Here is a 25,548-nt window from a genome sequence, read left to right on the forward strand (position 1 = left end):
TCGATTATGGCAAACATCACCTTTGTGGACGCCGCTGGCGAAAGTAGGACCGTCTCGATTGCCGAAGAGACGACCCTCATGGAGGGGGCCGTCCTTGCCGGGATAAACGGCATTGATGCCGATTGCGGTGGCGCAGGAATTTGCGCCACATGCCAGGTTGTGGTCGATAATCGCTGTGCGTCGCTCTTGCCGCCTCCAACAGCGGCGGAAGTGGACTTGCTGGATATGGCCAAGGACCCTCAGGTCAACTCGCGTCTAGCCTGCTTTATAAAGGTTGCGCCGAGTTACGATGGGCTTGTGGTGCATATTCCTTCTTCGCAACGATAGGCGTCCATCGAATTGCGTAATAGATGAGGATTTTACGATGAGAATTATGGTGCCCGTCAAGCGGGTGATCGACTATAATGTCAAGCCGCGGGTGAAGTCGGACGGCACGGGCGTGGACTTGGCCAACGTCAAGATGAGCATGAACCCTTTCGACGAAATTGCCGTCGAAGAAGCGATCCGGCTCAAGGAAAAGGGCGTCGCGACTGAAATCGTCGCGGTCTCCGTTGGTCCTGCCAAGGCCCAGGAAACACTGCGCACCGCGCTCGCCATGGGCGCCGACCGCGCGATCCTTGTCACCGTTGAGGAAGACATCGAGCCGCTGGCCGTCGCCAAGATTCTTAAGGCCATCATGGCCGAAGAGACCCCCGGTCTCGTCATTCTCGGTAAGCAGGCGATCGACGACGACTGCAACCAGACTGGCCAGATGCTCGCCGCGCTGACGGGACGTCCGCAGGGCACTTTCGCTTCGGAAGTCGCCCTCGACGGCGCGACGGTCACGGTCAAGCGCGAAGTCGACGGCGGTCTCGAAACCGTGAAGTTGGCCCTGCCTGCGATCATCACCACCGACCTCAGACTCAACGAGCCGCGCTATGCTTCGCTGCCCAACATCATGAAGGCGAAGTCCAAGCCGCTCGCGTCCAAGACGCCGACCGACTACGGCGTCGATACAGCCCCGCGCCTCAAGACGCTCAAGGTTTCCGAACCGCCCGTGCGAAGTGCCGGCATCAAGGTAGCCGATGTCGACGCGCTGGTCGGCAAACTCAAGGAAATGGGAATCGCCGCATGACCGTTCTCGTCTACGCAGAGCATGACAACGCTTCACTGAAGGACGCCACGCTTGCCGTCGTCACCGCCGCCGCCCAGCTGGGCGACGTGCATGTCCTCGTCGCGGGCAGCGGCGCTGCCGCCGTGGCCGACCCGGCGGCCAAGATCGCCGGCGTCGCCAAGGTGCTGCTGGCCGATGACGCCGCCTATGCCAACCAGCTGGCCGAGAACGTCGCGCCGCTGGTGGCCGGGCTGATGGTCGGCTACGACGCCTTCCTCGCGCCCGCCACGGCGCACGGCAAGAACATTGCCCCACGCGTCGCCGCGACGCTCGACGTGATGCAGATCAGCGACATCCTCTCGGTCGAGAGCGCCGATACCTTTACGCGCCCGATCTATGCGGGCAATGCCATCGCCACAGTCCAGTCGGTCGATGCCAAGAAAGTCATCACCGTGCGCGGCACGGCCTTCGCCAAGGCAGACGCCAATGGCGGTTCGGCCACCGTCGAGACGGTTTCGGGTGTGGGTGACGCCGGCATCTCGAGCTTCGCCGGCGCCGAGATCGCCAAGCTGGATCGCCCCGAGCTGACCAGCGCGAAGATCATCATCTCAGGCGGTCGCGCGCTCAAGGATGGCTCGACTTTCGAGCAGGTCATCTTCCCGCTCGCCGACAAACTTGGCGCTGCCGTAGGTGCCAGCCGCGCCGCGGTCGACGCCGGCTATGTGCCCAACGACTATCAGGTCGGCCAGACCGGCAAGATCGTCGCTCCCGAAGTCTACATCGCGGTCGGCATCTCGGGCGCGATCCAGCATCTCGCCGGCATGAAGGATTCGAAGACCATCATCGCCATCAACAAGGACGAGGACGCGCCGATCTTTCAGGTTGCGGACATCGGCCTCGTCGCCGACCTGTTCACGGCGGTCCCCGAGCTGACTGGCAAACTCTGATGAACATTCATGAATACCAGGCGAAGGAACTGCTTGCCAAATTCGGCGTCGCTGTGCCGGCGGGGTATCCCGCTCTGTCCGTCGAGCAGGCGATTGCTGCCGCCGGCAAGCTCCCTGGACCGCTCTATGTCGTGAAGGCCCAGATTCACGCGGGCGGCCGCGGCAAGGGCAAATTCAAGGAACTCGGGCCCGACGCCAAGGGCGGCGTCCGCCTGTCGAAGACGCTCAACGAAGTCCGCGCGAACGCCAGCGACATGCTCGGCAACATCTTGGTGACGGTCCAGACCGGCGAAGCCGGCAAGCAGGTCAACCGCCTCTACATCACCGATGGCGCCGACATCGCCAAGGAATACTATCTATCGATGCTGGTCGATCGTGCCACGGGCCGTATCGCCATGATTGTCTCGACCGAAGGCGGCATGGACATCGAGGAGGTTGCCCACTCGACCCCCGAGAAGATCCAGACCATCGTCATCGATCCTGCCGAAGGCTTCCAGCCGCACCATGGGCGCGCGGTTGCCTATGCTCTGAAGCTGTCGGGCGACACCAACAAGCAGGCGCAGAAAGTCGCGGCCCAACTCTACCAAGCCTTTGTGGCCACCGATATGGCGATGCTTGAAATTAACCCGCTGATCGAAACCACCGCCGGTGACATTCAGGTGCTCGACGCCAAGGTGAGCTTCGATTCGAATGCGCTGTTCCGCCACCCGGATATCGCCGCGCTGCGTGACGAGAGCGAGGAAGATTCGGCCGAGGTCGAGGCGAGCAAGTACGACCTCGCGTACATCAAGCTGGACGGCGACATCGGCTGCATGGTCAACGGCGCCGGCCTCGCCATGGCGACGATGGACATCATCAACCTCAATGGCATGTTCCCCGCCAACTTCCTCGATGTGGGCGGCGGCGCCTCGAAGGAGAAGGTGACAGCGGCGTTCAAGATCATCCTCGCCGATCCCGGGGTGAAGGGCATCCTCGTCAATATCTTCGGCGGCATCATGAAGTGCGACACGATTGCTGAGGGGGTGGTCGCGGCCGCGAGGGAAGTGAACCAGCAGGTGCCGCTGGTCGTCCGCCTGGAAGGCACTAACGTTGATCAGGGAAAGGCGATCCTCGCCGGCTCGGGGCTCGCCATCGTTCCCGCCGATGATCTCGGCGACGCCGCTCAGAAAATTGTCGCCGAAGTCCAGAAGGTCGCGTGACTGGGGCTATTCCCCACTGGATATAAATTCAGCAAGGCTAATCTAATGTCCATTCTCGTCGATAAAAGCACCAAGGTCATCACCCAGGGGATGACTGGCGCGACCGGCAGCTTTCATACGCAGGCCGCGCTCGATTATGGCACGCAGATGGTTGCAGGTGTCACTCCCGGCAAGGGCGGCAGCGACCATCTGGGCCTGCCCCAGTTCAACACTGTGCATGAAGCCAAGGCTACAACAGGCGCGACGGCTTCCTGTATCTATGTCCCGCCGGCGGGTGCCGCAGATGCTATCCTCGAGGCGATCGACGCCGAGATCCAGCTTATCATCTGCATCACCGAAGGGATCCCGGTGCTCGACATGGTTCGCGTGAAACGCGCTCTGCAAGGCTCGAAGTCGCGTCTGATCGGACCGAACTGCCCCGGCGTGCTGACGCCCGGCGAATGCAAGATCGGCATCATGCCCGGCAACATCTTCTCCAACGGTTCCGTCGGCGTCGTCAGCCGTTCGGGCACGCTCACTTATGAGGCGGTGTTCCAGACGACCAACGCCGGCCTCGGTCAGACCACTGCGGTCGGCATCGGTGGCGATCCAGTGAACGGCACCAATTTCATCGATGTGCTGGAACTGTTCCTGGCGGACGATGCCACCAAGTCGATCATCATGATCGGCGAAATCGGCGGCTCCGCCGAGGAAGAAGCCGCCCAGTTCCTGAAGGACGAGGCCAAGCGCGGGCGCAAGAAGCCGATGGCCGGCTTCATTGCCGGGCGCACGGCCCCGCCGGGACGTCGTATGGGGCACGCCGGTGCGATCGTCTCGGGCGGCCAGGGAGGTGCCGAGGGCAAGATCGCGGCGATGGAAGAAGCCGGCATCCGTGTCTCGCCTTCCCCCTCGCTGCTCGGCGAAACGCTCGTCGAGTTGCTGAAATAAGTCGCAACACCGAATCCATCTTTGTGGCACTGCCAGCGAGGGGAGGGTATCCGTACCGCTCGCTGATCACTGTTGCAGATATCGATCCCGCAGCAGACGTTTGTGCAGCTTACCCGTCGGTTGGCGAGGCATTTCGGTTACAAAATCAACGGATCGCGGTGCCTTGATGGGGCTGATACGTTCGCGCGTCCACGCGATCAACTCTTCGGCAAACTCCGATGTTGCTATCGCAGGATCGACCGGCAGCACAACTGCCTTGACCTCCTCGCCCAGATCAGTGTTCGGCACCCCTATGACCGCCACGTCCGCCACGCTAGGGTGGGTGGCCAGAACGTTTTCCGTCTCCTGCGGATAGACATTCACGCCACCCGTGACGATCATGAAGCTGCGGCGATCGGTCAGGTAAAGAAAGCCCTCTTCATCGGTCCAACCGACGTCACCGTAGGTCCGCCAGCCGTGGGTGTTGGTAACTTCCGCGTCCTTTTCGGGCGCATTGTGATACACCGTGGCTGGTCCGCCTTCGAAATAAACGACGCCCTCGGATCCCGACGGCAGGGGATTGTCATTTTCATCGCAAATCCGAATCTCCCCGAGGATGCTCCTGCCGACGCTCCCCGGTTTCGCCAGCCACTCTTCCGGGCTGATCGCTGTCATGCCGAACGCCTCCGTGCCCGAATAATATTCGTGTATGATGGGTCCCCACCAGTCGAGCATTTGCCGCTTTATCTCGACCGGGCAGGGAGCTGCCGCATGAAATACCGCACGCAGGGAATCGTGCGCGTAGCGCGACCTCGTCGCTTCTGGCAGACGCAATAGCCGGACGAAATGGGTCGGAACCCATTGTGCATGGGTGACGCGATGCCGATCGATCAAGCCAAGCGCCAATTCGGCGTCGAAATGCTCCATCGCAATGCAGGTTCCACCAATTCGCATAACCCCCATGCACCAACGCAGTGGCGCTGCATGGTAAAGTGGCGCGGGACTGAGGAAAACGGTGGCTTCGTTCATTCCATACAAACTGCCGCCGAGTTCGCTATGACGTGTCGGTGCAAATATCGAGGCATAATCAAGAGGGGGCTTGACCCCCTTTGGCCTGCCCGTCGTACCTGACGAATAGAGTAGGTCCGAGCCCGCGCATTCGTTCGCAGGCCGGCCTTCAGGCATGTCATCAAGTTTGGGCATGTAAGGAGGAACGCCATGAGCATTCGGCCCCGTCGACCATAATGCTAAGGAGGGAAGGGGGGTGATGGCGGATACCGCCACTTCGCAAAGGGACGAAGATGCGAACAGCAGGACGGCGCCGCTGTCCGCGAGCATATAGGTGATCTCTGACGATGTGAGGCGTGTTGGTACGCAGACATAATAAACGCCGATGCGTTGCGCTGCCCATGTCAGTTCGAAAAGAGCGGGTTCATTTTCAAGCAGCAATGCAACGACATCCCCTTTTCCCAGCCCGAGGCTACGAAAAAAATGCGCAAGCTGGGCCGACCTGCTGTCCAGGTCGCGATAGGTCAGCGATCTGCCAGAAGGTTCAAACCTGACGGCAATCGCATCAGGTCGAGTCTCGGCATGGCAACTGGGATGCATTGAAAACAACTCCGGTGAATTTGGCTGTTGCCGGCAAAATCCGACAGTATCGGATTAGATGCCTGATCCTGAAGTGGAATAATGTGGTTGACGTCAATATTGATGCTTCCCATGTTCATCCTAAGAGTTGAACCTTTAAAGTGTTCGCGATCACAGGTCTTGACATGTCCCACAGCAAGTTCGAAAAGATTCGCCGGCAGGTGCGAAACCGTCGGCGAGGAAGTCCCTGATCGCCGGATCAACCGGCTATATCTCTCTATCTACTGCCGAATCGAAAGCGTCAGGCCATAGGTTGCGGGCAGACCGGTCCAGGCGACAACAGTGTCATTTGCCGCTTGGATGGACTGCCGGTAATATTTATTGGTGACATTTCGTCCCCAAATGTCAACGCGCCACTGCCCCGATGGCGCTTGAATGCCTAGGCGCAGATCCAAAGTCGCGTAGCCATCAATCCGGTATATTCTGTTTGGATCGTTGGTTCCCAGTGCTGGCCGGGAGCCCAATTGCGATGGCGTAGAGGAGCGTGCGTTGACGGTACCGCCCCAAAAGACCTCCAGCCGGTCCGATAGAGGAAGTGTGTAGAGAGCGTCGACGACCCCTGACCATTGAGGGGCATTGGGAAACACGTCTCCCGTCAGTCGCACAACCTGCCCAAAGCTGTCGAAATTATAGAATCCGTCCGGCAAACAGCCTACAGTGGCTCCCTGGAGAGGGTTGGAACACTCATCGATTCTCGTTTTGAGATAGGTGACTCCGCCGTTGATCACCATACGCTCGGTCGGGCGCCAATTCATTTGTAGTTCAGCTCCAAGAACGTGCGATTTCGGAATATTTAGCGTCTTCTGAAGCGCTCCGTAAATGGGATCTTGGAAATAACCAGTAATCTGCTTGTCCTTATAATCATAATAAAACACAGCACCGTTCAGCTGCAATGATCGGTTGAACAACCCGGTCTTGAAGCCACCTTCATAAGCAAGCAATTCTTCCTGTTTTGCCGCCTCGGTCTGGAGCATCGTCGATGAATTTATGACAGGGAAGCTGCCGCCCTTGAAGCCTCGGCTGATATTTGCGTATAGCAACGTATTGGGTGTTACCTCCCAGTCGAGACCGACGCGGAATGGCACTCCCTTCTCCTTGAAACTATTTCGGGCAATCCCGGGTTCGAACAGCGCATTGACGTTGATGCAGCCGCCCGGCGGGATCGTGACCGGACCGAGGCCCAGGACCAGGCCGCGCAGGTAGGAATTGAGCGCTCCGAAACCTGCGGCGCCGTTGCCTCCTGGAATGTCATAGCTGCAGCCTTCGTCATGCGCTTTCGTCCGGGAATAGCGGATGCCGGCATGCGCCGTCAGGGTGTCGGTCAGCTCATAGTCAATATTCGCGAATGCGGAGATCGTCCGATACCGGGCATTATAGAAAAGGCCGTTTCCTTCATAGCCAGCCCCTATGAACGGCAGAGTGATGCTGGCAGCGGTGCCGTAGGGAAACGTGCTAATCTGCCTTTCATCGGCGCGATACCATGCGTAAGATCCGCCAAGGATATAAGATAGGCGATTTGCCAATTTGCCGCTAAGGCGCATCTCCTGAGATATATTTTCCTGGAAAACCATCACGTCCGCGTCGGTGTTGCGAAGAACGGTGCCGTCGGGATCGATCGTGGAGCTCCCCCGCAGCCTGGTATACGCCGTGAGAGATGTAAGGGTAGTGTTGGCCCCTACATCGAAATCCAGCCGAAGAGACGCTTGGCGGAATCGCAGATCGGCTCGGTAGTCGTGACGCGGCGAAGCGGGTGCGCTTGGGGTGGTAGAAAACTGGGACGGGATCGGTGTCCAATCCGCTAAGCGGTTGTTCCTCGATGTCGGCGTCAATGCGCTCAGAAGGGGGAACAGGGGCGCCCCGTCGGGAATCCGGGGCACAACAGCTACGATCTGCGCCATTTGCGCTTCGGACCTGTCGTTCCAGCCGTTAAGATTGAGTTCTACCTTAAATCCTGGCGCCGGATTCCAGTCCGTAATCAAACGCAGACTTGTCCGGTTCGTCTCCCCAATCTCATCGTCCCGCGAGGTGCTCTTCTGCCAGTCCCCGCCGAACTGATGGCGCCCCGCCAGGCGAATGCGCAGCGTATCGGATAACGGACCGCCGACATAGGCTTCGGCCTCGCCCTGCGCGAAACGTCCGAAGGTCATATGACCGCCCCATTGCAGTTGATCGGTCGGCTTGGCGGCAATGTAGTTGACAAGGCCTCCAGTGGCGTTTTGGCCAAACAGTGTCCCCTGCGGCCCTTTCAACACCTCCACTCGTTCAAGATCGAATGCGATGCCGCGCGCCATGATCGCGAACGGCAATTCGACCTGGTCCTGGTAAATTCCAATTGTTGGCCGTGCGCCCATCGCACCATCGAAGAATCCGATGCCCCGAAGAGTGTAGACCGGCGCGCCGGTGAAATTCTGCGACACCGAGAAACTGGGAACGATCTTTCCGAGCTCAGCCGTGCTCGATATTCCGGCTGCTTGAAGTTGATCGCCGGTCGCGGCCGTAATCGACATCGGAACCTTATTGATATTTTCCGATCGCTTCTGGGCGGTGACGATGATTTCGTCGACCGCTTGGCTCGCGGCGTTCGGTGCCTGTTCGGCTGCAAGGGCCGGTGAGATACCGGTCGTGACGGAGAGAACAGCTGCGCATGACAATGTATATCTTATTCTTTTATCCATTTCAGACCTCCACTCTCCAAATCAAGTGATATTTTATCTATAGATTGCAGGCAATTAATGTTGATATGCTAGGAATAGGTACTCTGTAGTAAATGTGTTCTAGAAATTCGTTATTACGGATCGCGCAATGGCACCGCTTTCTATCAATTCATAAGCGTCGTTGATCTCATCCAGGGAGATGGTCTGGGACACAAGGTCATCCAGGTTGAACCGGCCTTGCAGGTAGAGATCGGCGTAGGCGGGTATATCGCGCTTGATGTTCGCCCCTCCCATGAATACGCCTTTGATCGTGCGTTGGGGACCGATGATGTCGGTTAAGACATCGATGTTCACGGTGCTGCCGGGCCTATGCGCGCCGATCAGGTAGACCGAACCGCCAACCCGGGAAATGCGGACCGCCTGGAGCGTGGTGTCCGCTTGTCCGACCATCTCGAAGGCATGGTCTACGCCGCCGGGAACGATGTCGGATATTGAGTCCATTAAATCCGGCGTGGCGCCATCGATGAAATGCGTGGCGCCGAACTTGCGCGAAAGCGCTTCCTTGGAGGGGTGGATGTCGATCGCGATGATCACCCGTGCGCCCGACAGACGCGCGCCTGTGATGGCATTGAGTCCCACGCCGCCAACCCCTATGATTGCGACCGTGTCACCTGGACGAACGCGGGCGCTGTTAATGACAGCGCCCGCGCCGGTTATGCATCCGCAGCCGAGGATAGCGGCCTGGGGGAAGGGGAGTTCACTGGGAATTGCGGCCAGTTGATGCTCATGGATGAGCACCTTTTCGGCGAACCCGCCCATCCCGAAAGCTTGCGTCAAGGGAGAGCCATTTCGGCTGAGGCGCGGCGCGTCGGCCGGGTCGCGCAAAGTCGCTTCGGGATGACCGCAGCGAAATGTCTGCCCGCTCCGGCAGGTATCGCAAACCCCGCAGAACTGGACCAACGATCCCACAACATGATCGCCGACCCCGAACTCTGTCACCAACGGTCCTACGGCTCGCACAACGCCGGCCACTTCGTGTCCCAACACAGCGGGAAGTGGGACACCGAAGTCATGATTGGCGAGATGTAGGTCCGAGTGGCACAGTCCGGAGGCTCTGACGTCCACGAGCACTTCATGACCGATCGGCTCGTCTATCTCGACTTCCTCGATGGCGAAACGGCCGGTAAGGGCGTTGACAACCGCTGCTTTCATTGACTTTTAACCTCTTGAGTTATGGCCTTCTTTTAGATTGCGAAGTCGATCTCGATGGTATCGAGGAGCAGATCGACATTGCGTGGAGCGGGAGTACGCAGCCAGGCTTCGATGGCGGCGGCCACGCCATGGCCGCGGAAGGCGGCATAGATCGGGATGATCGCTTCGTTCTCGAACTGCAGGTTCAGGACACCCATGCGGATCAACCAGAGAGTCGACTGCTCGATATGTTCGGCAACGATGCGCAGGGCTAGACGCGAGGATGCTTGCCCATTTTTGTATACCCGCTCGTAGCGAAGAACATGCTCGATCACCTCGCTCATGCCCGCACGGCGTACATCGTGGAATCGGTCAGGGTTCTTCTCGATTTCCCGCAATTTGTTGATGCGGGCGGTATCGAGTTCGACGCACAATATCCTGGTCAGCAAATCGACGGGCGACTGGGCATATTGGTAGAAAGTGGAGCGGCTGATCCCTGCACGCCGCGCGATCTCCGCTACCGATGCCTTGCCGATGTCATGTTCGGCGGCGAACGCCAGAACACTTTGCTTCAGGTTGGCAAGTGTCCGCTTCACGCGGACGTCTTGATCATCCGCATCGGCGAACAAGGTGTCAGAAATCTTCATGGTAATCCTTTGGCGATTTGGCCTTCGGTGATTTGGAAGCCGCTTGCATTGCAGTCGCAGGACGCCTCAGTCGGGCAAAGGCCGCAGCCTTTCGCCGGCGAGAGGCAGGATCCAGTGCTGTCATATCGGTCACGCCACCGCGTCGAAGGCAATTTCGAGCTTTTGCAATCGGTAGATAAAATAATGTTCCGCCCGCGATGCGGAGGACGGTCCGTTCGCCAGGCGAAAATTGCAATATTTGCGCAGAAGTTGCTCGAAGGCGATCCGCAACTCGGCACGTCCAAGCTGGTTGCCGATGCAAAAGTGGATGCCGGTGCCGAAAGCCAGATGGTTTCTGATATTGGGACGATGGAGATCAACCTCGGCGGGGAAGGCGAAGCGCTTTGCGTCCCGATTGCCCGCCCCCCAGCGCAGGACAACCACGGAACGCGCGGGAATGGGCACACCACTCAGCGTCACGTCCTTGGTCGTCATCCGGAACATGCCCTGAAGGGGCGAATCGAGCCGCAATACCTCCTCGATATAAGAACTGATCAGGCCGGGCTCCTCCCGGAGTTGGCCTTCAAGGCCCGGCGTCTGAATCAGGCGGAGCATTGCGTGCGCCATCGTGTTCGTTGTCGTCTCATGCCCGGCAACGAATATCTGCTCCATCAGGGAGACAAGTTCGGGGTCGCTGAGCCTCAAGCCGTTGACCTCGGCATTTGCCACATCGCTCAGCAAATTGTCGGCCGGCTCGATCCGGAAGCGCCGGGCTTGCTCGAGAATGAACTGCTGGAGCTGGCAAGCCTCCGTCACAGCATCGAGGATTGTATTCTGGTCCAGACTGGGGTCGACGCCGGCCGCCGAAGCATCGGACCAGCGCTTGATATCCTGCACCATGTCCCTGCTAGCGCCGATTAAGTCGGCGACAACGAATACTGGAACCATGACAGCGAATTGGGATACGAACTCCACGCTGGGCTGGTCCGCCAGGCTCGTCGCAAGATCGGCGACCACCTCCGTCAGATAGCCTTCGAGCTTTCGTACACGCGAGGGGGAGAAGGCTTTCTCCACGAACCTGCGATGAAATGTATGCCGGGGAGGGTCGGTGACGAGCAGAGCTGGCTCCAGATGGATGCCGTGATCGGCTTGAATGCGCCTGATCTCTTCCCCAATTTCTCCGGATCTGACCTGAAGCACGCCGGTATCGCTGGAATAGGTCAACGAATCACCAGCGACTTCGCGCAAGAGATCGTAATCAAGCACCACGTAGAAGCCGGTGGTTGGGTCTTTGTATACGGGATGCGCGTCGCGCAGTTTTTCATAAGCTTCGAACGGATTCGCCTGAACAGCGGGATCAGCAAAATCGGGCAGAACGCTTTGGTTCATTTATCTCTCTCCCCGGATATGGCCGTTCTGACAGGCCTGTTTACACGAATCCGACACCTGTTCGATAACCTCATCCCGTTCGCCATGCAAGTCAGTCAAACATATGGTTGAAATGGAAGTCCTTAAGCCGCTCGATAGGCCCCGCCGGCTATCGTTCAAGCTCCACCATATGGTCGGGTCAGGCTTGACAGCTCAACTTTCATGCAGGATTTATCGTACACCTGTCGTCAAACGGCGAAAGACAGAGTTGATAGCAGGGGAAGAGATGTCACCAGGACCGAGTCCGCGGAACTGATGGAGCCGGGTCATGACGTCTGTGGAACAATGAGAACAATCGTCAGGAGCGAATGGATGGGCTATGATTTGCTGATCGACGGCATGAGAGTGAATGGCTCGGCGACCCTCGATGTCATCAATCCCGCGACAGGCAAGGTTTTCGCGACTTGCGCGCGGGCCGACGCGCATCAAGTCGACCAAGCTGTCGCGGCCGCCAAGCGCGCCGGCTCTGCCTGGGCTGGGCTGCATAGCATTGAACGAGGCGCCTATCTCATTCGACTCGCCGAGGGGATCGAGCGCCATGCAAGCGACATGGCGCATCTGCTGACGAGAGAGCAGGGCAAGCCGCTCGCCGAGGCGACGATGGAGGTCCAGGGCGCGGCCATGCTGCTGCGCTATTACGCCTCGCTCGATCTTCCCATGACATGCATAAGGGAAACCGAGAGTGACAGGGTCTATGAGCAGCGCCGTCCGCTCGGCGTCGTCGCCGCAATTGCCCCCTGGAACTATCCGTTGATGATCACCATGTCCAAGATCGCATCGGCTTTGTGCGTGGGCAATACCGTGGTCGCCAAGCCTGCCCCCTCAACTCCTTTGACAGTCCTGTTCTTCGGCGGCATTGCGGCGGACGTGCTGCCGCCCGGCGTCCTCAACATCATTGTCGATGCGAACGACCTGGGCCAGCGGCTGAGTTCCCATCCTGACGTCGCAAAAATCAGCTTCACCGGCTCCACAGGCACCGGCAAGCGCGTGATGGAGAGCGCCGCGCCAACGCTCAAGCGTCTTACCCTTGAGTTGGGAGGCAACGACGCGGCGATCATTCTGGACGACATGGATGTCGAAGACGCGGCTGCGAAGGTCTTTGCTGCGGCGATGGTCAATGCCGGTCAGGTGTGCGTTGCCACCAAGCGCATTTATGCACCCCGCGCCATGTATGATTCCCTTTGCGAGGCCCTGGGGCACCTTGCAGTCGGCGTGATCGTCGACGACGGGCTCAAGCAGGGCACGCAGATGGGGCCGCTTCAGAATACGCAGCAATATTCGCGTGTCCTTGGCCTGATCGACGACGCGGCGCGAGAGGGGACAGTCGTAGCCGGGGGGAGAGCCTTGGATAGGGAAGGCTATTTCGTCGCGCCGACGATCATCCGTAATCTTCCTGATCATGCCCGACTGGTTCGGGAAGAGCAGTTCGGACCTGTGGTTCCGGTGCTTGCCTATGACAGCATCGACGAAGTGCTGGAGCGGGTCAACGACAGCGAATTCGGGCTTGCCGGCACCGTGTGGACGGCCGATCCCGAACGGGGCATCGATGTCGCGCGCCGTGTCGACAGTGGCGTGGTCTGGGTCAATAAGCATCTGGACCTTTCCTTCGACCTCCCGTTCGGCGGAACCAAGCAGTCGGGCATTGGCCGCGAGAACGGGATAGAGGGCCTGAAGGAACTCACGCAGGGCAAGATCATCAACGTCGCCCTCTGAGATCCTGGGGCGTGCGGCCCGGTATTCGTTCCAGGAGACCGTACTTTCTAACAGATCTGCCCGGACAAGGGACGACAGCGAAGGAGAATGAATCGTGCCTCATCCCCTCCTGCCAGGCGAGGATGGTAATCATCCGACATTCTGTAGATTGTGCGAGGCATTCTGCGGCCTCATCGGCCAAGTGAAGGATGGGCGAGTGGTTTCCGTCAAGCCCGATCCCGAAAATCCCTCGTCGCAGGGTCATATGTGCGTCAAAGCGCCCGCGATCATGGACATCACCTATAGTGAATCCCGGGTTACCAAGCCACTCAAGCGGACGGGAAAGCCGGGAGAGTTTAGCCCGGTGAGCTGGGACGAGGCGCTGGATGATATAGCCCGGCGTCTTCGCGCGATCATCACCGAAGGGGGCGGCGATGCGTTTGCGTCCTACGTGGGCAATCCCGCTGTCTTTTCGGCCAGGGGATGGCTCGCTGCGGAAAATTTCACAGGCGCGCTGGGAAGCGGCAAGCGTTACTCGCCCTGCTCTCAGGACACGGCACCGCGCCATGTCGCGAGCCGATGGGTTTTCGGGTCCGATTTCCTGTCGCCGATCCCAGACCTTGAAGCAACGGACTTCCTCATCATCCTTGGGTCCAATCCGCTGATTTCCCATGGCGGTCTGCTGACGGCCCCTAGAATGCGGCATCACCTTAACGAAATCTCCAGCCGCGGAAAGGTCGTCGTCATCGATCCGCGGCGCACCGAGACCGCCCGCGTTTTCGAGCATGTGCCCGTCAAAGCCGGTACTGACGCCTGGCTCCTGGCCGCGATGCTCCGCCTGATCCTTGAGGCGGGGCTGGCCGACACAGATTTTTTGGCCCACTATGTCAAAGGCTGGGATTCCCTGACTGAAGCGCTGGGCGATTTCAATGTCGAGCGGGCGGCGGCGATATGCGGCATTGACGCGTTGAAGATCACCGAAATGGCGCTCGCCTTCGGCCGGACGGAACGGGCGGCGATCTACAGCCGCGTCGGCATCTGCCGCACGACCTTCGGTACGATCACCAATCTCTTGATTGACGCGCTCAACATCGCGTGCGGCAAGCTCGGGCGCCGGGGTGGGGTGATGTTCGGCTTCAATCCGCTCTCCGGGGGGAGGGCGCCGACGACCGGCATTCCCCGATCGCGTATCGGCGACCTCCCGGGCGCGGCGGGTTTCCTTCCCTGCATCGCGCTGCCAGACGACATTCTGGAAAAGGGCAGGGGGCGCGTACGGGCCTTGATGGTCACGGCCGGCAACCCCGTGCTTTCAGCGCCGGCTGCCCCTCGGCTGGTTGAGGCCGTGCGTGACCTCGAACTGTTTTTCTCGCTCGACCTGTTTGTCAACGAAACCAATCGCTTTGCTCATTATATTCTCCCGACGACGACCTTCATCGAACGCGAAGATATTCCCATGCTGGGCTTCAGTCACATGGTACGCGCATATGCGCAATATACGCCGGCTCTTGTCCGCCCTCAGGGCGAGGCCAGGGAAGAACATGAGATCTACCGCGACATAGCAGCCCGGATGGGCATAAGCGCCCCTTATCCCAGTCGCATTTTGAGGATGATGGGCTGGCTAGGCGTCAACGTCGATCCCATGGCCTTGTTCGATCTGGCGCTTCGCACCGGTCCGGCCGGTGACCGTTTCGGGCTGACGAAGCGAGGCCTCTCCATCTCGGCGCTCAAGAAGCATCCCCACGGAATCCTTCTGGACGACACCGCGGTCCAGGAGAATTGGCGGAAAAAAATCGCACATCGCGATGGCTTCATCCGGTTGTGGAACGCGGAGATCGCGCAAGAGATGGAGCGGCTGCGCAACCATAAATACGACGCTGGCCTGAAGCTCATCGGAAGGCGGCACCTGAAGTCTCTGAACAGTTGGATGCACCGCGTCGATAAGCTTGTTCGATCCCAGACGCCGACCCTGCTCGTTCATCCGGAAGACGCGGCGGAACGCGGTCTCTCCACCGGAGACCGCGTCCGTCTATCATCGCGAACTGGATCGGTGGAGGTTCTCGTCGAATGTTCCGACGAGATGATCCGCGGTACGCTCTCCTACCCCCATGGATGGGGGCACCTGGACGATGAAACCATGGTCAACATCAATCTCCTGGTGCCCGACCGGCCCGAGCAAATCGAGCAGGTTTCGGGCGCCAGTATCCTTGACGCCATTCCCGTTACACTGGAGCGAATGGCATAGGAATGCTTCCGTCGCTCAGAGCGTTACCCAACAAACGCCCGTTCAATAACGAAATCGGCTGGCCTGGCGTTCGATCCCTCCTCAAAACCTTGCGATAGTAGCATCTGAGAGAGGTCCCGGATCATTGCCATGCTCCCGCAAAGCATGATGCGATCCAGAGCGGGATCAAGTGATCTTGCTCCGGGGATCAAATCAAACAGCACGCCTTTTTCGACAAGGGTACCGATTCGTCCCATGGTGTGGAATGCCTCCCTCGTAACGGTCGGGACATAATGGAGTTGGACGTTCGCTTGCCCGTGCACCAAGGGGTCGTCGAGCAGGCGATTTTCCAAGTCTGCCCGGTAGGCGAGGTCGCTAATATTCCGTACGCAATGAACCAGGACTATCTGTTCAAACCGATCATAGATGTCAGGATCGCGGACTAGCGACATGAACGGCGCCAGCCCGGTTCCCGAGCCGAACAGAAATAGCCGCTTTCCCGGACGCAGCGCATCCGCTACGAGAGTTCCCGTCGGCTTTCGACCCAAGTAGAGGGAATCGCCGGGCCCAATATTTTGAAGCCTCGATGTCAATGGGCCATCATCGATCTTAATCGACAGGAACTCCAGTTCTTCGGCCCATGCGGGACTCGCGATCGAGTAAGCACGCAGCAAGGGGCGATCCTCTTCTGAAAGACCGACCATGACGAACTCGCCAGATCTGAAACGGAAGCTTGGCGGGCGTGTGATGGTGAAGCTGAAAAGGCGATCGTTCCAATGCCGAACTGCCCTAACCTCCTCGACAGAGAGGCTAGAAGTCGGCGCATAGTTCGTGATAATTTCGGCAGATTGATACATGGGCGAGTCTCGTTTGCTCTAGATTTTACTCTGACTCGTTCGGTTCGAACTTGTCCTTTTCCGCGCCGCATTGTGGACAACGCCAATCGTCGGGAACATCGACCCATCTGGTGTGCGGGGGTATGTCGGAATCGGCCCATCCCTCGCTTTCCTGATATTCGAACCCGCAAACACCGCACATCCAGGATTCCGTCGGATCAGACATGATCGAATTCCATGACCAGTCTGCTCATCCCGCTGGCAAAGGCATGAACAATCCAACGCTCGCTGTCAGGCTCTGCTGCGACGCGGAAATTTTTAAGGCGTGACAAGAGGTTGGTAAAGACGATCTTGAGTTCGCTGCGCGCAAGTGCGTTCCCGAGACAATAGTGAATCCCGCTGCCAAATGTCAGGTGCTGATTGGCGTTTTTCCTGTCGAGACGCAGGACATCGGGGTCGGCAAATTTTCGTTCGTCACGGTTCGCCGCTGCCCAACGCAGCATCACAGTTGCACCCTCAGGAATAGTGACCCCGCGTATTGCCACCTCTCGAGTGGCCTTGCGATAAAGGCCCTGTAGAACCGAAGTGAGCCGAAGAACCTCCTCGACAAAAACAGGGATTTTCGAGAAATCCTCACGAAGTTCCTGTTCAAGGCCCTGATCACACATCAAACGCAAGCCCAAGGCTATCGTATTTGTCGTGGTTTCATTACCTGCCACTATAAGTTGCGTGGCGATACCGAGCATTTCCTCATCGTTCAGTAAGCGCCCGTCGATTTCACTGTTAACGATATCAGTGAGAATATTATCGCCGGGATTCTGTCGATATTGCGCAGCCACATTCTTGAGATAAGCCTGCATTTCCAGGGTGGCCTTGGCGCAATCGACGCGGACGTCGATGGGTAGCCGCAGGTCGCTGAGCAGCACCCGTGAATCCGACCATCTTTTAAACATCTTATAATCTTGGCGGGGCACGCCAAGTTGGTCACTAATAATGTACATCGGAAGAGGAATTGCCAGATCAGCTAATATCTCACACTTTCCGTTATTTTCAAACTTCTCGATCAATTCCGCGCAAATCGCATTCATGTACTCGCTCATTTTGTTGATCCGGCGAGGATGAAATGCACCTTGAACGATGGACCGGTACTTGGTGTGCGCCGGCGGATCCGCAGATTGCAGTGTGTCAACATGAGGGGCGGCATGCTCACGCAAAATCCGTCCAGCTTCGTCATCCGCCAGGAAAGCCCCGTCGACCTGCATCTGGGCGCTGCTTGAAAAGGTTTCAGGGTCGCCCGCGATCGCCTCAATGTCATCATAACGGGTGATCACGTAGACCCCGGAAACAGGATCCTTGTAAACGGGAGCCTCGTCGCGAAGCCATTTATATGCAGGAAACGGGTTCCGCAAAACGGCGTCGGCGGTAAGCGTCAAATCCTCTGCCATCACAAACTTCCTTTTTTGCTTGTCAAGGCGAGAGGCTAGGGGATGGCTTGGCGGGCATCCATAACGAACATTGGACATCATATATGAATTTCCTTATAGGTTGACGAACGGGAGAGGCCGCGAAAAATGCACATCACCGATAGCAAGGTTCTCAGACAATGTTTGAAGATCGGTGAGCTACAGTCGGTTAGCCGGGCTGCTGAGGCTCTCAATGTCGCGCAGCCTTGGCTGTCGACCCGGCTGCGCGACTACGAACGTGAACTTGGGTTCGACCTGTTCGATCGTTCGCGACGACGGATTTCGTTGACTGCAGAGGGCACCCAATTCGTGGAAGCCGCGAGGGTATTCCTGAACGCGGCCGACCGCCTCACCGCGGCCGTCCATGCGATTCGAGCCACGTCCCATCAAACGACGATCGAAATCGGCTGCTTGCCTTCGGCTTCGGGCGTAGTCGAACGCGACCAGCTAATAGAAGCATTCCAGCGACGATTCCCTGACGTAACCGCGCGAATTCATTTGCTTACGGCGCCGGAGATTCTGGAAAGTCTTGCGACAGGAAGACTGGACATTGCGTTCATGCATTCGCCATTCCCCAAGGCAATGCATGTGTCTGCTTCAGTCCCCGTCAAGACCCAATATGCGGCACTTTTCATGCCGAAAGAGTGGGGATATCGCGAAGGAACTCTAGTCGGTTTGCCGGAACTGAGCGGACGCGAATTTGCAGCGATGCCCGCTGGGCTTCATCCTGAATTATGCGGCCCGGTCTATGAAAAGCTGCGTCAATCCGGGATCGTGTTACATGAAATGCCGGACAATAGTCCCCTGGCCCTGCAGAATTTTGCGATGAGCCAGGGCATCGGAGCAATCACGTCGAACAGCTTTGCAGATTATCTAAATAAAATTTCCGGCTATGGGATCTGGAGAATCAAAAACGATCCTTTCCGTTCGGACTTGTGCGTGATCGAACCACTTCCAGCGAGCAAGCGCGTGGCCGGTGAGTTTTGGGAGTTTGCTCAGCAAAAGCTCGGTGAGGCGATACCGGGAAATCCGGCTTGAAAGAGAGACGGCTACCGGTGGCATCGAAAGGCGACAACACTGGTACCGGATAAGTCTTCCCTCTGGCAGGTGACAGGTGGGGAACCCTGTATGGACACCCTACCTCCGCTTTATTGATCGATGAGATCATATGCCAGATGAAGCTCCTTCACGCCGTGAATAAAGTAATGCTGGACCCGTTTGACAGGCTCTTCGACATCGGCAAATCTAAAGTTTTTCAGGCGGCTAAGGAGGTGAGTGAAAGCGATGCGGAGTTCCGCCCGCGCCAGCTGGTTGCCGATACAGAAGTGAGGGCCCGCACCAAAAGCCAAGTGGGTCCGCAGATTACCCCGCTTTAAATCCAGCTCGCGAGGATTCGGGAACTGCTCAGGGTCGCAGTTGCCCGCGCCAAACCGCACGTCCAACACCGCTCCCTTGGGGATGGGAACCCCGCCCAGAACAACATCATCCATGGTCTTGCGGAATTGGGCTTGCAAGGGTGACTCAAGTCGCAAGAGCTCTTCAATGAATGTCGTCATAAGCGACGGATCAGCGCGCAATTGGTCCTGGAGTTCAGGGCGCTCGATCAGCCACAGCATTCCGGAAGCCATCGTGTTCGTGGTGGTTTCATGACCTGCGGTCATGATCTGACGTGACAGGGCGACAAGCTCGTTCCGGGTAAGCTGCCGGCCATTGACATCTGCGTTCGTGATGGCGCTCAACAGGCTGTCGTTTGGCTCGCTCCGGTACCGGTCAGTCTGCTCTGCAATGAACCGCTGATAGTCGCAAGCAATGCGGGTCAACTCAAGAATTCTCTCTTCCGGGAGGGTCGGATCGCCGGTGGCCGCGGCGGTGTCCGACCATGTCTTGATCTGTTGAGCGTAGGAGCGATCTACCCCCAGCAGCTCGAGGAGGACAAAAACGGGGATCATGACGCAAATTTCGCTGACGAATTCGATCGGACTACGAACGGTCACGCTATCGATATGCTCTGAAACTGTCTTCGTCAGGAACTCCTCGAGCTTCTTGACGCGGTTCGGGGAAAACGCCTGCCCGACCAGCGAACGATAGAATGTATGTTCCGGCGGATCGGTGGTGAGCAGAACCGGAACCGCCGGAACGCCGAACTCCTTTTGTATCGCCTGCATTTTCCTGCCGAGCTCGCCAGGGCGAACCTGTATGATCCCCACATTGCTCGAAAAACGATCCGTGTCCATCAGGACTTCTCGAAGAAGATCGTAGCCGAGAACGACATAATATCCCGTCTTGGGATCTTTATAGACTGGTCCTGTTTCACGCAATTGGGCATATGCGTCAAAGGGGCAGCGCTGGACGGTAGGATCGGCAAACGTCACCGAACTCTGGGTTATTACTTCTTCAGGCACCGATACTCTCCACCGACAAATCTCGATCTGACTGGTTGGTTATTTTCGGTGCGGACGGTGACCGAGTCAACCCTGAAGGCAATCTTATTTTGGCTATGTGAAGGCGTAAAAAGCGCTGGAAATAGCTAGGGTCGAAACCCAATCAGCCTCTTGAAAATGCGCGCGTAGCTTGATTCAAAGGGTCTCCAAGGTGGATGGAGGCTCTGCTCGATGTCGCGCTCGTTGTTCTGGTTATCGGATGCTGCGTGGCAGGCGATCGAACCCCACCTGCCGAAGAACCAGCCTGGAGCGCGGCGGGTCGACGATCGCCGGGTGATCTCGGGCATCCTGCATGTGCTCAAGTCCGGCTGCCGCTGGTGCGACTGCCCGGCGGATTACGGGCCCTCCACGACGATCTACAACCGCTTCAATCGCTGGTCGCGGCGGGGGGTGTGGACGAAGATGCTCGATGCCTTGGCGGAAGCAGGCGCAGTCACGAAGAGCACCGCGATCGACAGCACCTACATCAAAGCCCAGCGCTCGGCGTTTGGCGGAAAAGGGGGCGCCAGACGCAGGCGATCGGCCGTTCTCGCGGCGGCTGGACAACCAAGGTCCATGCCCTGACCGATGTGCTGGGTCGCCCCTACGCGCTGATGCTGACCGCCGGTAATGTCAGCGACGTGAGGGCTGCACCGGCGCTGCTCGAACGTGCGGGCCACATGCGCTACCTGCTTGGCGACAAAGGCTACGATGCCAACAGCTTGCGCAAAACCCTGCGCGAGAACGGCACCAGCCCCGTCATACCCGGCAGGCGCAACCGAAAGCGGGCCATCCGCTATGATCAGCAGCGTTACCGAGGGCGCCACCTCATCGAGAACGTCTTCTGCCGCATCAAGGACTTCCGCCGCGTCGCCACCCGTTACGACAAGCTGGCTGCCAACTTCCTGTCAGGCGTGGCGCTCGTCACAGCCCTCGCGTTCTGGCTGTGATTGAGTCTCGGCCCTAGTGCTCGACATTCTCGCGAGGATGATAGGTTGCAGCGCGAAGCGTGTTCAACCGACTAGATGGTTGCCCTTTTTGGCCGGCTGACTTAAACGCTGCCTTAGTAAAGACAGAACCGGAACGAAAGCTATGCCTGAAGCCCTCATCATTGACGCCGTTCGTACGCCTCGCGGAATTGGAAAACCCGGTAAGGGGGCACTTTCGCACCTCCACCCTCAGGTGTTGGGTGCAACTGTCCTCAAGGAATTGGTCGCGCGCAACCCTGTCGATCCAGCAAAGATCGACGACGTCATCTTCGGGACTGCAATCCAGAAGTGGAAGCAGGGCAGTGACATCGCCCGAATGTCGGCACTTTTCGCCGGCTTGCCCGATACGGTGAGCGGAGTCACGCTTGACCGGTTCTGCGGAGCCGGGATTACGTCTACCGCGCTCGCCTCAGCGTCGATCATGTCGGGGATGGAAGATTGCCTGATCGCGGGTGGCGTGGAGATGATGTCCTACCACCTTGAAATCGGGGCGATCGAGGCGGAGAAGGGGATTCCGCGACTGGGTATGAGCGCGGGCAACGCGGCACTACAGGCCCTGCGGCCCCAGGCTCAGCAGGGCGTTTGCGCCGATGCGATCGCCGCGATCGAAGGCATTACGCGCGAGGATGCCGACGCCGTTGGTCTGGAAAGCCAAAAGCGCGCGGACATTGCCATCCGTGAAGGCCGTTTCGACAAGAGTTTGGTCACGGTTTACAATGAAGATGGCTCTGTTGCGCTGGCGCGCGATGAGTTTCCACGGCCGCAAACGACCGCCGAAGGGCTCGCCGCGCTCAAGCCGAGCTTCCAAGAATGGGCCGACCGCGTCGCAGGACCGGACGGACAGACTTATCGTCAGATCATCCAAAGTAAATATCCCGGGCTCGCGTTCGAGGCTATCCATCACGCCGGCAATTCGTCCGGTGTGGTCGATGGCGCCGCTGCTATCCTCCTTGCTTCGCCCGAGTTCGCGCAAAGCAATGGCCTCAAGCCCCGAGCCAAGATCGTTGCCTATGCGAATATCGGTGATTGTCCCACGCTCATGCTCAACGCACCCGTTCCCGCAGCAAGAAAAGTGCTCGCCAAGGCGGGGCTTACGGTCGATGATATTGACCTGTTCGAGATCAATGAGGCTTTCGCCGTCGTGGCCGAGAAGTTCGTTCGCGATCTCAAGCTGGATCGTGACAAGGTCAACGTGAACGGCGGCGCGTGCGCCCTGGGGCACCCTATTGGTGCGACTGGAGCGATCCTGATCGGCACCGTTCTCGATGAACTGGAACGTCGTGATCTGCGCCGCGGACTCGTCACGATGTGCGCTGCCGGTGGGATGGCTCCTGCGATCATCATCGAACGGGTCTGATAGGTACAAATCGAGCGGAAAGCCGGGGCCGGTCTTGTCTGGAATGGCGGCCCACGCCCTGGCGCCGCATTTCCGCCGATGATTGCGTGGTGCTATCAGCTCTCGCAATGAAGGCTTTGTTCCATACCGCTTCTGCGGCCTAATTGGGTGCCATTTGCGATCTGTGACGCCAAAGAGCGGTGCTGAATGTTTCGCTCCGGCAAGGGCAGATCGCTCGCCCATTGGCGCGCCAGCCAGCGTGCATTCTCTTTAAAATGGCGCGTAGCTGACATACGTCGCCTACGCGCCATCCAATGCAAATCAATGGCCTCCCAAAAGCCTAGCTGGCCGTGCGTAAACAGGACTATTTGTAAGACCACTGCAAAGTGATTCCAAACGTTCGCGGTGCAGCTGGGGCCGCCCGATCACCATAGCTGCTCGCGGTCACATAGCTATAATATTTCGTGCTCCCAAGGTTCCTGCCCCACAGGCGGAAGGAAACTCCATTCTCGAAGTCGTATCCGATGTCCCCATTTAAGATGCCATAGGACTCCTGACGCAGACGATTGGCAACCTCCCAAAAGAAACCGCTATTGTGATAATAGCTTATATTGGCTCGGACCGTGCCTGGGCCGGCGGGCACTGACAGATTGGCTGCAATGTTCCCAGTGAATTTAGGCGCCCGGATCAGCCGGTTGCCTTTTGCATTGGGGATGATCAGCGTCGCCCCTCCGTAAGGCGAAGTAGTTCGCGGGGTGGAGGTCGAGGCGTTGATAAAGTCGCCATATTCTGCGTGTAGCCATTCGAAGCCGCCACTCAAAGTCAGGAATGGAATTGGGCGGGCTTCGAAATCGACATCAACACCGTACATCCTCGCTTGGGCGGCATTTTGGAGGAGGGATACTGGTGGTGTCCCCGTGATTGTCTGGACCTGAAGATTAGAATAGTCATAGTAAAAACCAGATGCATTCAACCGAAGTTTCCGGTCAAAGAGGTCAGACTTAAAGCCAGCCTCGTAAGCCTTCAGTATTTCAGGTTCTACCGGCGGTGCAATGTTCGCGGCGGGGCACAAGCCGACAACCGTGGCGGTACATAGGGAGCCGCCATTGTAGGTGCCGCTCTTATACCCACGGTTGAAACTTGCATAGATCATCACGTCATCATTGAAATGATGATCTATGGCGATCCGATAAGAGGGACTGCGGAAATGTGCGCGCTGTTCCGGCACGACATTGGACTGCACACCATAGACGTTTACGGCAGCCGGGGACGGCAGGGTCGTCAGCGACTGGCCGGTGAACACCTGACTTGCGATCGATTCATCGAAATTATAGCGCAAGCCGGCGGTGATGCGCGTTTTGGCTCCAAGATTCACGGTTCCTTGGCCATATACGGAATAGGAGATGGCCCTTATCGGGGCTTGCCGCTGCACGCCGTAATCTATCTCGTTGCCTCGTACAAAAAGCAAAGGAAGGTACCCCGTCTTCCAGTTCAGATAATATGCACCCACAATCCAGTCGAACGGGCTCCCAGCCTTGGACAGGAGCTGTAATTCCTGCGTGAAGCTCTCATTGGGGACAGATGAAACCGCATTTTGAGGTGTGGGCTCGACCATAGGCTGGGCCGCGGATTGAAAGCGACTGTTATTCTTACTGTCGGTATAGGCGCTGATGGATCGTAAAGTAGCGAAGTTCGTCTCGTACGCTACCTCCGCGCTAAATGAGAGTTGACGACTGCGAACGACCGATTGAAAATTCTGATTGACGTCGTAAAAGCCAGTGGTCTTTGTGTATGGTTCCGTGATTCCTGGCTGGGTGATCAAGGCCTTGTCGCCATATAAATGGTCAAGGTAGAATCCCTGGTCGCTATTGACGTATGAGTAGTTACCTACCAGCTTTATCGTCAGATTGTCGTCAGGTCGAACGATGATCTTGGACCGGATTGCGAATTCCTTTGCCGTGCCGACATCGCTCGGTACGGGCGCCGTCGCGACAGGACGGCCGTTCACGAGCACGCTCCCGGCTTGATCCGGTGTAAAATAGTTTCGGCCCCAGCCCTCGGTCTGTCGGCTGTACAGAACCGCGACATCAGCTGCGACGATCCCCGCACCGCCGGCAATGTAGCCGGTCGTGCGAAGGGTATCGAAGTTTGCATAGCTCACGGAAAAGTCGGCGCGCGGGTGATTTGTGGGGTCGCGCGTGATGATTTGGATCGCCCCGCCGGTCGCATTTCTTCCAAAGAGCGTGCCCTGCGGGCCCTTTAGCACTTCGATCCGCTCGATGTTGTTCAGGCCGAAAATGAGTCCCGTCGGAACCTGCTGCAGAACGCCATCGACATAAGTGGAAATTGCCGGATCGCTGCCAGGGGAGACGTTGGAGTTACCAATTCCGCGCATAAACGGCGTGACCGAGACATTCGACTTTGCAAGGAGCAATCCAGGGACCGCTTGACCGAGATCCGCGGTTGCCAGGATTCCCTTCTTTTCGAGTGCGCCCGCGGATAATGCGGTCACCGCGACGGGAACATCCTGCAAGCGTTCCTCGCGGCGCTGGGCAGTAACGACAATATCTTCAACGCCAGTATCGACAGCTTGGCCGTCACCGCCGGTGGATTGCGCCCAAGCGGTTGTGCTCAGGCAAGTTCCGGCGAGTGTTATGCAGATCGTTGAAAGTTTCATATGCCCCTCCTGTGTCGTTGATCTCATCCCAGTTGATCCCCATCGCGTCGTCTTTTCATTTCACCGTAATATCTGTCCTCGGCCTGTGGGGTCCCGCTCCGGCGGCCCTTCCAAGGAAAGGCGGCTTTGATCATTTACTTGGTGGGATGGATGACCGCCGGTCGCCCCTCGCGGATCAGATTCACAACGAAAATCGAGGGCGCGACCTGCACACGTGGTCGTT

At 58.1% G+C, this 25,548-nt stretch carries 19 protein-coding genes and 1 pseudogene; 10 read left to right on the plus strand and 10 right to left on the minus strand.

What is annotated here, in order from left to right; genetic code table 11:
• The first annotated feature begins 6 nt into the window (after positions 1-6).
• The 5 genes from K3M67_RS06015 to sucD are packed head-to-tail and all read left to right on the plus strand — an operon-like array spanning position 7 to position 4,166.
• A complete protein-coding gene (locus tag K3M67_RS06015) occupies positions 7-327 on the plus strand; it encodes a 2Fe-2S iron-sulfur cluster-binding protein (RefSeq protein ID WP_285832604.1) in 321 nt (106 codons plus the stop codon).
• A gap of 37 nt (positions 328-364) precedes the next feature.
• Positions 365-1,114: an electron transfer flavoprotein subunit beta/FixA family protein gene (locus K3M67_RS06020; protein WP_285832605.1), complete on the plus strand. Its 750-nt coding sequence runs from the start codon at positions 365-367 to the stop codon at positions 1,112-1,114.
• On the plus strand, positions 1,111-2,040 hold the full coding sequence (locus K3M67_RS06025) for an electron transfer flavoprotein subunit alpha/FixB family protein (RefSeq protein ID WP_285832606.1): 930 nt from the start codon (positions 1,111-1,113) through the stop codon (positions 2,038-2,040). Before K3M67_RS06020 ends, K3M67_RS06025 begins: the two co-directional genes overlap by 4 nt.
• On the plus strand, positions 2,040-3,239 hold the full coding sequence (sucC, locus tag K3M67_RS06030) for an ADP-forming succinate--CoA ligase subunit beta (RefSeq protein WP_285832607.1): 1,200 nt from the start codon (positions 2,040-2,042) through the stop codon (positions 3,237-3,239). The genes K3M67_RS06025 and sucC overlap by 1 nt, the downstream gene beginning before the upstream one ends.
• Before the next feature lie 45 nt (positions 3,240-3,284).
• Positions 3,285-4,166 carry a succinate--CoA ligase subunit alpha gene (gene sucD / locus K3M67_RS06035; protein ID WP_285832608.1) on the plus strand — a complete coding sequence of 294 codons (882 nt, stop codon included), beginning with the start codon at positions 3,285-3,287 and terminating at the stop codon, positions 4,164-4,166.
• Between the two features lie 66 nt (positions 4,167-4,232).
• Here the strand turns inward: sucD and K3M67_RS06040 are convergent, their stop codons facing one another.
• From K3M67_RS06040 to K3M67_RS06060, 5 genes are all read right to left on the minus strand, one after another.
• The gene (locus K3M67_RS06040) at positions 4,233-5,753 is read right to left on the minus strand and encodes an acyl-CoA synthetase (protein ID WP_285832609.1); all 1,521 of its coding nucleotides are present in this window, start codon (positions 5,751-5,753) and stop codon (positions 4,233-4,235) included.
• A 260-nt stretch (positions 5,754-6,013) separates the two neighbouring features.
• A complete protein-coding gene (locus tag K3M67_RS06045) occupies positions 6,014-8,467 on the minus strand; it encodes a TonB-dependent receptor (RefSeq protein WP_285832610.1) in 2,454 nt (817 codons plus the stop codon).
• A 99-nt stretch (positions 8,468-8,566) separates the two neighbouring features.
• On the minus strand, positions 8,567-9,658 hold the full coding sequence (locus K3M67_RS06050; protein ID WP_285832611.1) for an alcohol dehydrogenase catalytic domain-containing protein: 1,092 nt from the start codon (positions 9,656-9,658) through the stop codon (positions 8,567-8,569).
• 32 nt (positions 9,659-9,690) lie between these two features.
• Positions 9,691-10,284 carry a TetR/AcrR family transcriptional regulator gene (locus K3M67_RS06055; RefSeq protein WP_285832612.1) on the minus strand — a complete coding sequence of 198 codons (594 nt, stop codon included), beginning with the start codon at positions 10,282-10,284 and terminating at the stop codon, positions 9,691-9,693.
• A 129-nt stretch (positions 10,285-10,413) separates the two neighbouring features.
• Positions 10,414-11,652 (minus strand): cytochrome P450, encoded by a 1,239-nt coding sequence (locus K3M67_RS06060; protein WP_285832613.1) that lies wholly within the window; start codon positions 11,650-11,652, stop codon positions 10,414-10,416.
• A gap of 351 nt (positions 11,653-12,003) precedes the next feature.
• Here K3M67_RS06060 and K3M67_RS06065 point away from each other — a divergent pair, with 351 nt between their 5' ends.
• Positions 12,004-13,404: an aldehyde dehydrogenase family protein gene (locus K3M67_RS06065; RefSeq protein WP_285832614.1), complete on the plus strand. Its 1,401-nt coding sequence runs from the start codon at positions 12,004-12,006 to the stop codon at positions 13,402-13,404.
• Between the two features lie 94 nt (positions 13,405-13,498).
• Positions 13,499-15,625, plus strand: coding sequence for a molybdopterin-containing oxidoreductase family protein (locus tag K3M67_RS06070; RefSeq protein WP_285832615.1), 2,127 nt, complete (start codon positions 13,499-13,501; stop codon positions 15,623-15,625).
• 23 nt (positions 15,626-15,648) lie between these two features.
• Here K3M67_RS06070 and K3M67_RS06075 read toward each other — a convergent pair whose 3' ends face one another.
• Genes K3M67_RS06075 through K3M67_RS06085 form a run of 3 tightly spaced genes read right to left on the minus strand, consistent with a single transcriptional unit; the run spans position 15,649 to position 17,885 of the window.
• On the minus strand, positions 15,649-16,461 hold the full coding sequence (locus tag K3M67_RS06075; protein ID WP_285832616.1) for a ferredoxin--NADP reductase: 813 nt from the start codon (positions 16,459-16,461) through the stop codon (positions 15,649-15,651).
• Between the two features lie 25 nt (positions 16,462-16,486).
• Entirely contained in the window at positions 16,487-16,666 is a 180-nt protein-coding gene (locus tag K3M67_RS06080; RefSeq protein WP_353051167.1) for a rubredoxin, read from the minus strand.
• Positions 16,659-17,885, minus strand: coding sequence for a cytochrome P450 (locus K3M67_RS06085; protein WP_285832617.1), 1,227 nt, complete (start codon positions 17,883-17,885; stop codon positions 16,659-16,661). Before K3M67_RS06085 ends, K3M67_RS06080 begins: the two co-directional genes overlap by 8 nt.
• A gap of 126 nt (positions 17,886-18,011) precedes the next feature.
• Between K3M67_RS06085 and K3M67_RS06090 the strand changes: the two genes are divergently transcribed.
• Positions 18,012-18,941, plus strand: a complete 930-nt coding sequence (locus K3M67_RS06090; RefSeq protein WP_285832618.1) for a LysR family transcriptional regulator — start codon at positions 18,012-18,014, stop codon at positions 18,939-18,941.
• Positions 18,942-19,051: 110 nt separating this feature from the next.
• Here the strand turns inward: K3M67_RS06090 and K3M67_RS06095 are convergent, their stop codons facing one another.
• Positions 19,052-20,305 (minus strand): cytochrome P450, encoded by a 1,254-nt coding sequence (locus K3M67_RS06095; protein ID WP_285832619.1) that lies wholly within the window; start codon positions 20,303-20,305, stop codon positions 19,052-19,054.
• Positions 20,306-20,515: 210 nt separating this feature from the next.
• Between K3M67_RS06095 and K3M67_RS06100 the strand changes: the two are divergent.
• Positions 20,516-21,273, plus strand: a pseudogene (locus tag K3M67_RS06100) (IS5 family transposase).
• 142 nt (positions 21,274-21,415) lie between these two features.
• Positions 21,416-22,669 carry an acetyl-CoA C-acetyltransferase gene (locus K3M67_RS06105; RefSeq protein WP_285832620.1) on the plus strand — a complete coding sequence of 418 codons (1,254 nt, stop codon included), beginning with the start codon at positions 21,416-21,418 and terminating at the stop codon, positions 22,667-22,669.
• A 343-nt stretch (positions 22,670-23,012) separates the two neighbouring features.
• Here K3M67_RS06105 and K3M67_RS06110 read toward each other — a convergent pair whose 3' ends face one another.
• Positions 23,013-25,325, minus strand: a complete 2,313-nt coding sequence (locus tag K3M67_RS06110) for a TonB-dependent receptor (protein ID WP_285832621.1) — start codon at positions 25,323-25,325, stop codon at positions 23,013-23,015.
• Positions 25,326-25,548: the final 223 nt, after the last annotated feature.

Origin of the sequence: Sphingobium sp. V4, from assembly GCF_029590555.1 — a bacterium.
Taxonomy (GTDB): Bacteria; Pseudomonadota; Alphaproteobacteria; order Sphingomonadales; family Sphingomonadaceae; genus Sphingobium.

Excerpts from the sequence above, each read along its gene's own strand:
- K3M67_RS06040 (WP_285832609.1), bottom strand. The coding sequence starts at position 5,753 with ATGCATCCCAGTTGCCATGCCGAGACTCGACCTGATGCGATTGCCGTC.
- K3M67_RS06020 (WP_285832605.1), top strand. The coding sequence starts at position 365 with ATGAGAATTATGGTGCCCGTCAAGCGGGTGATCGACTATAATGTCAAG.
- sucD (WP_285832608.1), top strand. The coding sequence starts at position 3,285 with ATGTCCATTCTCGTCGATAAAAGCACCAAGGTCATCACCCAGGGGATG.
- K3M67_RS06105 (WP_285832620.1), top strand. The coding sequence starts at position 21,416 with ATGCCTGAAGCCCTCATCATTGACGCCGTTCGTACGCCTCGCGGAATT.
- K3M67_RS06075 (WP_285832616.1), bottom strand. The coding sequence starts at position 16,461 with ATGTATCAATCTGCCGAAATTATCACGAACTATGCGCCGACTTCTAGC.
- K3M67_RS06085 (WP_285832617.1), bottom strand. The coding sequence starts at position 17,885 with ATGGCAGAGGATTTGACGCTTACCGCCGACGCCGTTTTGCGGAACCCG.
- K3M67_RS06110 (WP_285832621.1), bottom strand. The coding sequence starts at position 25,325 with ATGAAACTTTCAACGATCTGCATAACACTCGCCGGAACTTGCCTGAGC.
- K3M67_RS06050 (WP_285832611.1), bottom strand. The coding sequence starts at position 9,658 with ATGAAAGCAGCGGTTGTCAACGCCCTTACCGGCCGTTTCGCCATCGAG.
- K3M67_RS06015 (WP_285832604.1), top strand. The coding sequence starts at position 7 with ATGGCAAACATCACCTTTGTGGACGCCGCTGGCGAAAGTAGGACCGTC.
- K3M67_RS06025 (WP_285832606.1), top strand. The coding sequence starts at position 1,111 with ATGACCGTTCTCGTCTACGCAGAGCATGACAACGCTTCACTGAAGGAC.
- K3M67_RS06065 (WP_285832614.1), top strand. The coding sequence starts at position 12,004 with ATGGGCTATGATTTGCTGATCGACGGCATGAGAGTGAATGGCTCGGCG.
- K3M67_RS06080 (WP_353051167.1), bottom strand. The coding sequence starts at position 16,666 with ATGTCTGATCCGACGGAATCCTGGATGTGCGGTGTTTGCGGGTTCGAA.
- K3M67_RS06060 (WP_285832613.1), bottom strand. The coding sequence starts at position 11,652 with ATGAACCAAAGCGTTCTGCCCGATTTTGCTGATCCCGCTGTTCAGGCG.
- K3M67_RS06090 (WP_285832618.1), top strand. The coding sequence starts at position 18,012 with ATGCACATCACCGATAGCAAGGTTCTCAGACAATGTTTGAAGATCGGT.
- sucC (WP_285832607.1), top strand. The coding sequence starts at position 2,040 with ATGAACATTCATGAATACCAGGCGAAGGAACTGCTTGCCAAATTCGGC.
- K3M67_RS06055 (WP_285832612.1), bottom strand. The coding sequence starts at position 10,284 with ATGAAGATTTCTGACACCTTGTTCGCCGATGCGGATGATCAAGACGTC.
- K3M67_RS06045 (WP_285832610.1), bottom strand. The coding sequence starts at position 8,467 with ATGGATAAAAGAATAAGATATACATTGTCATGCGCAGCTGTTCTCTCC.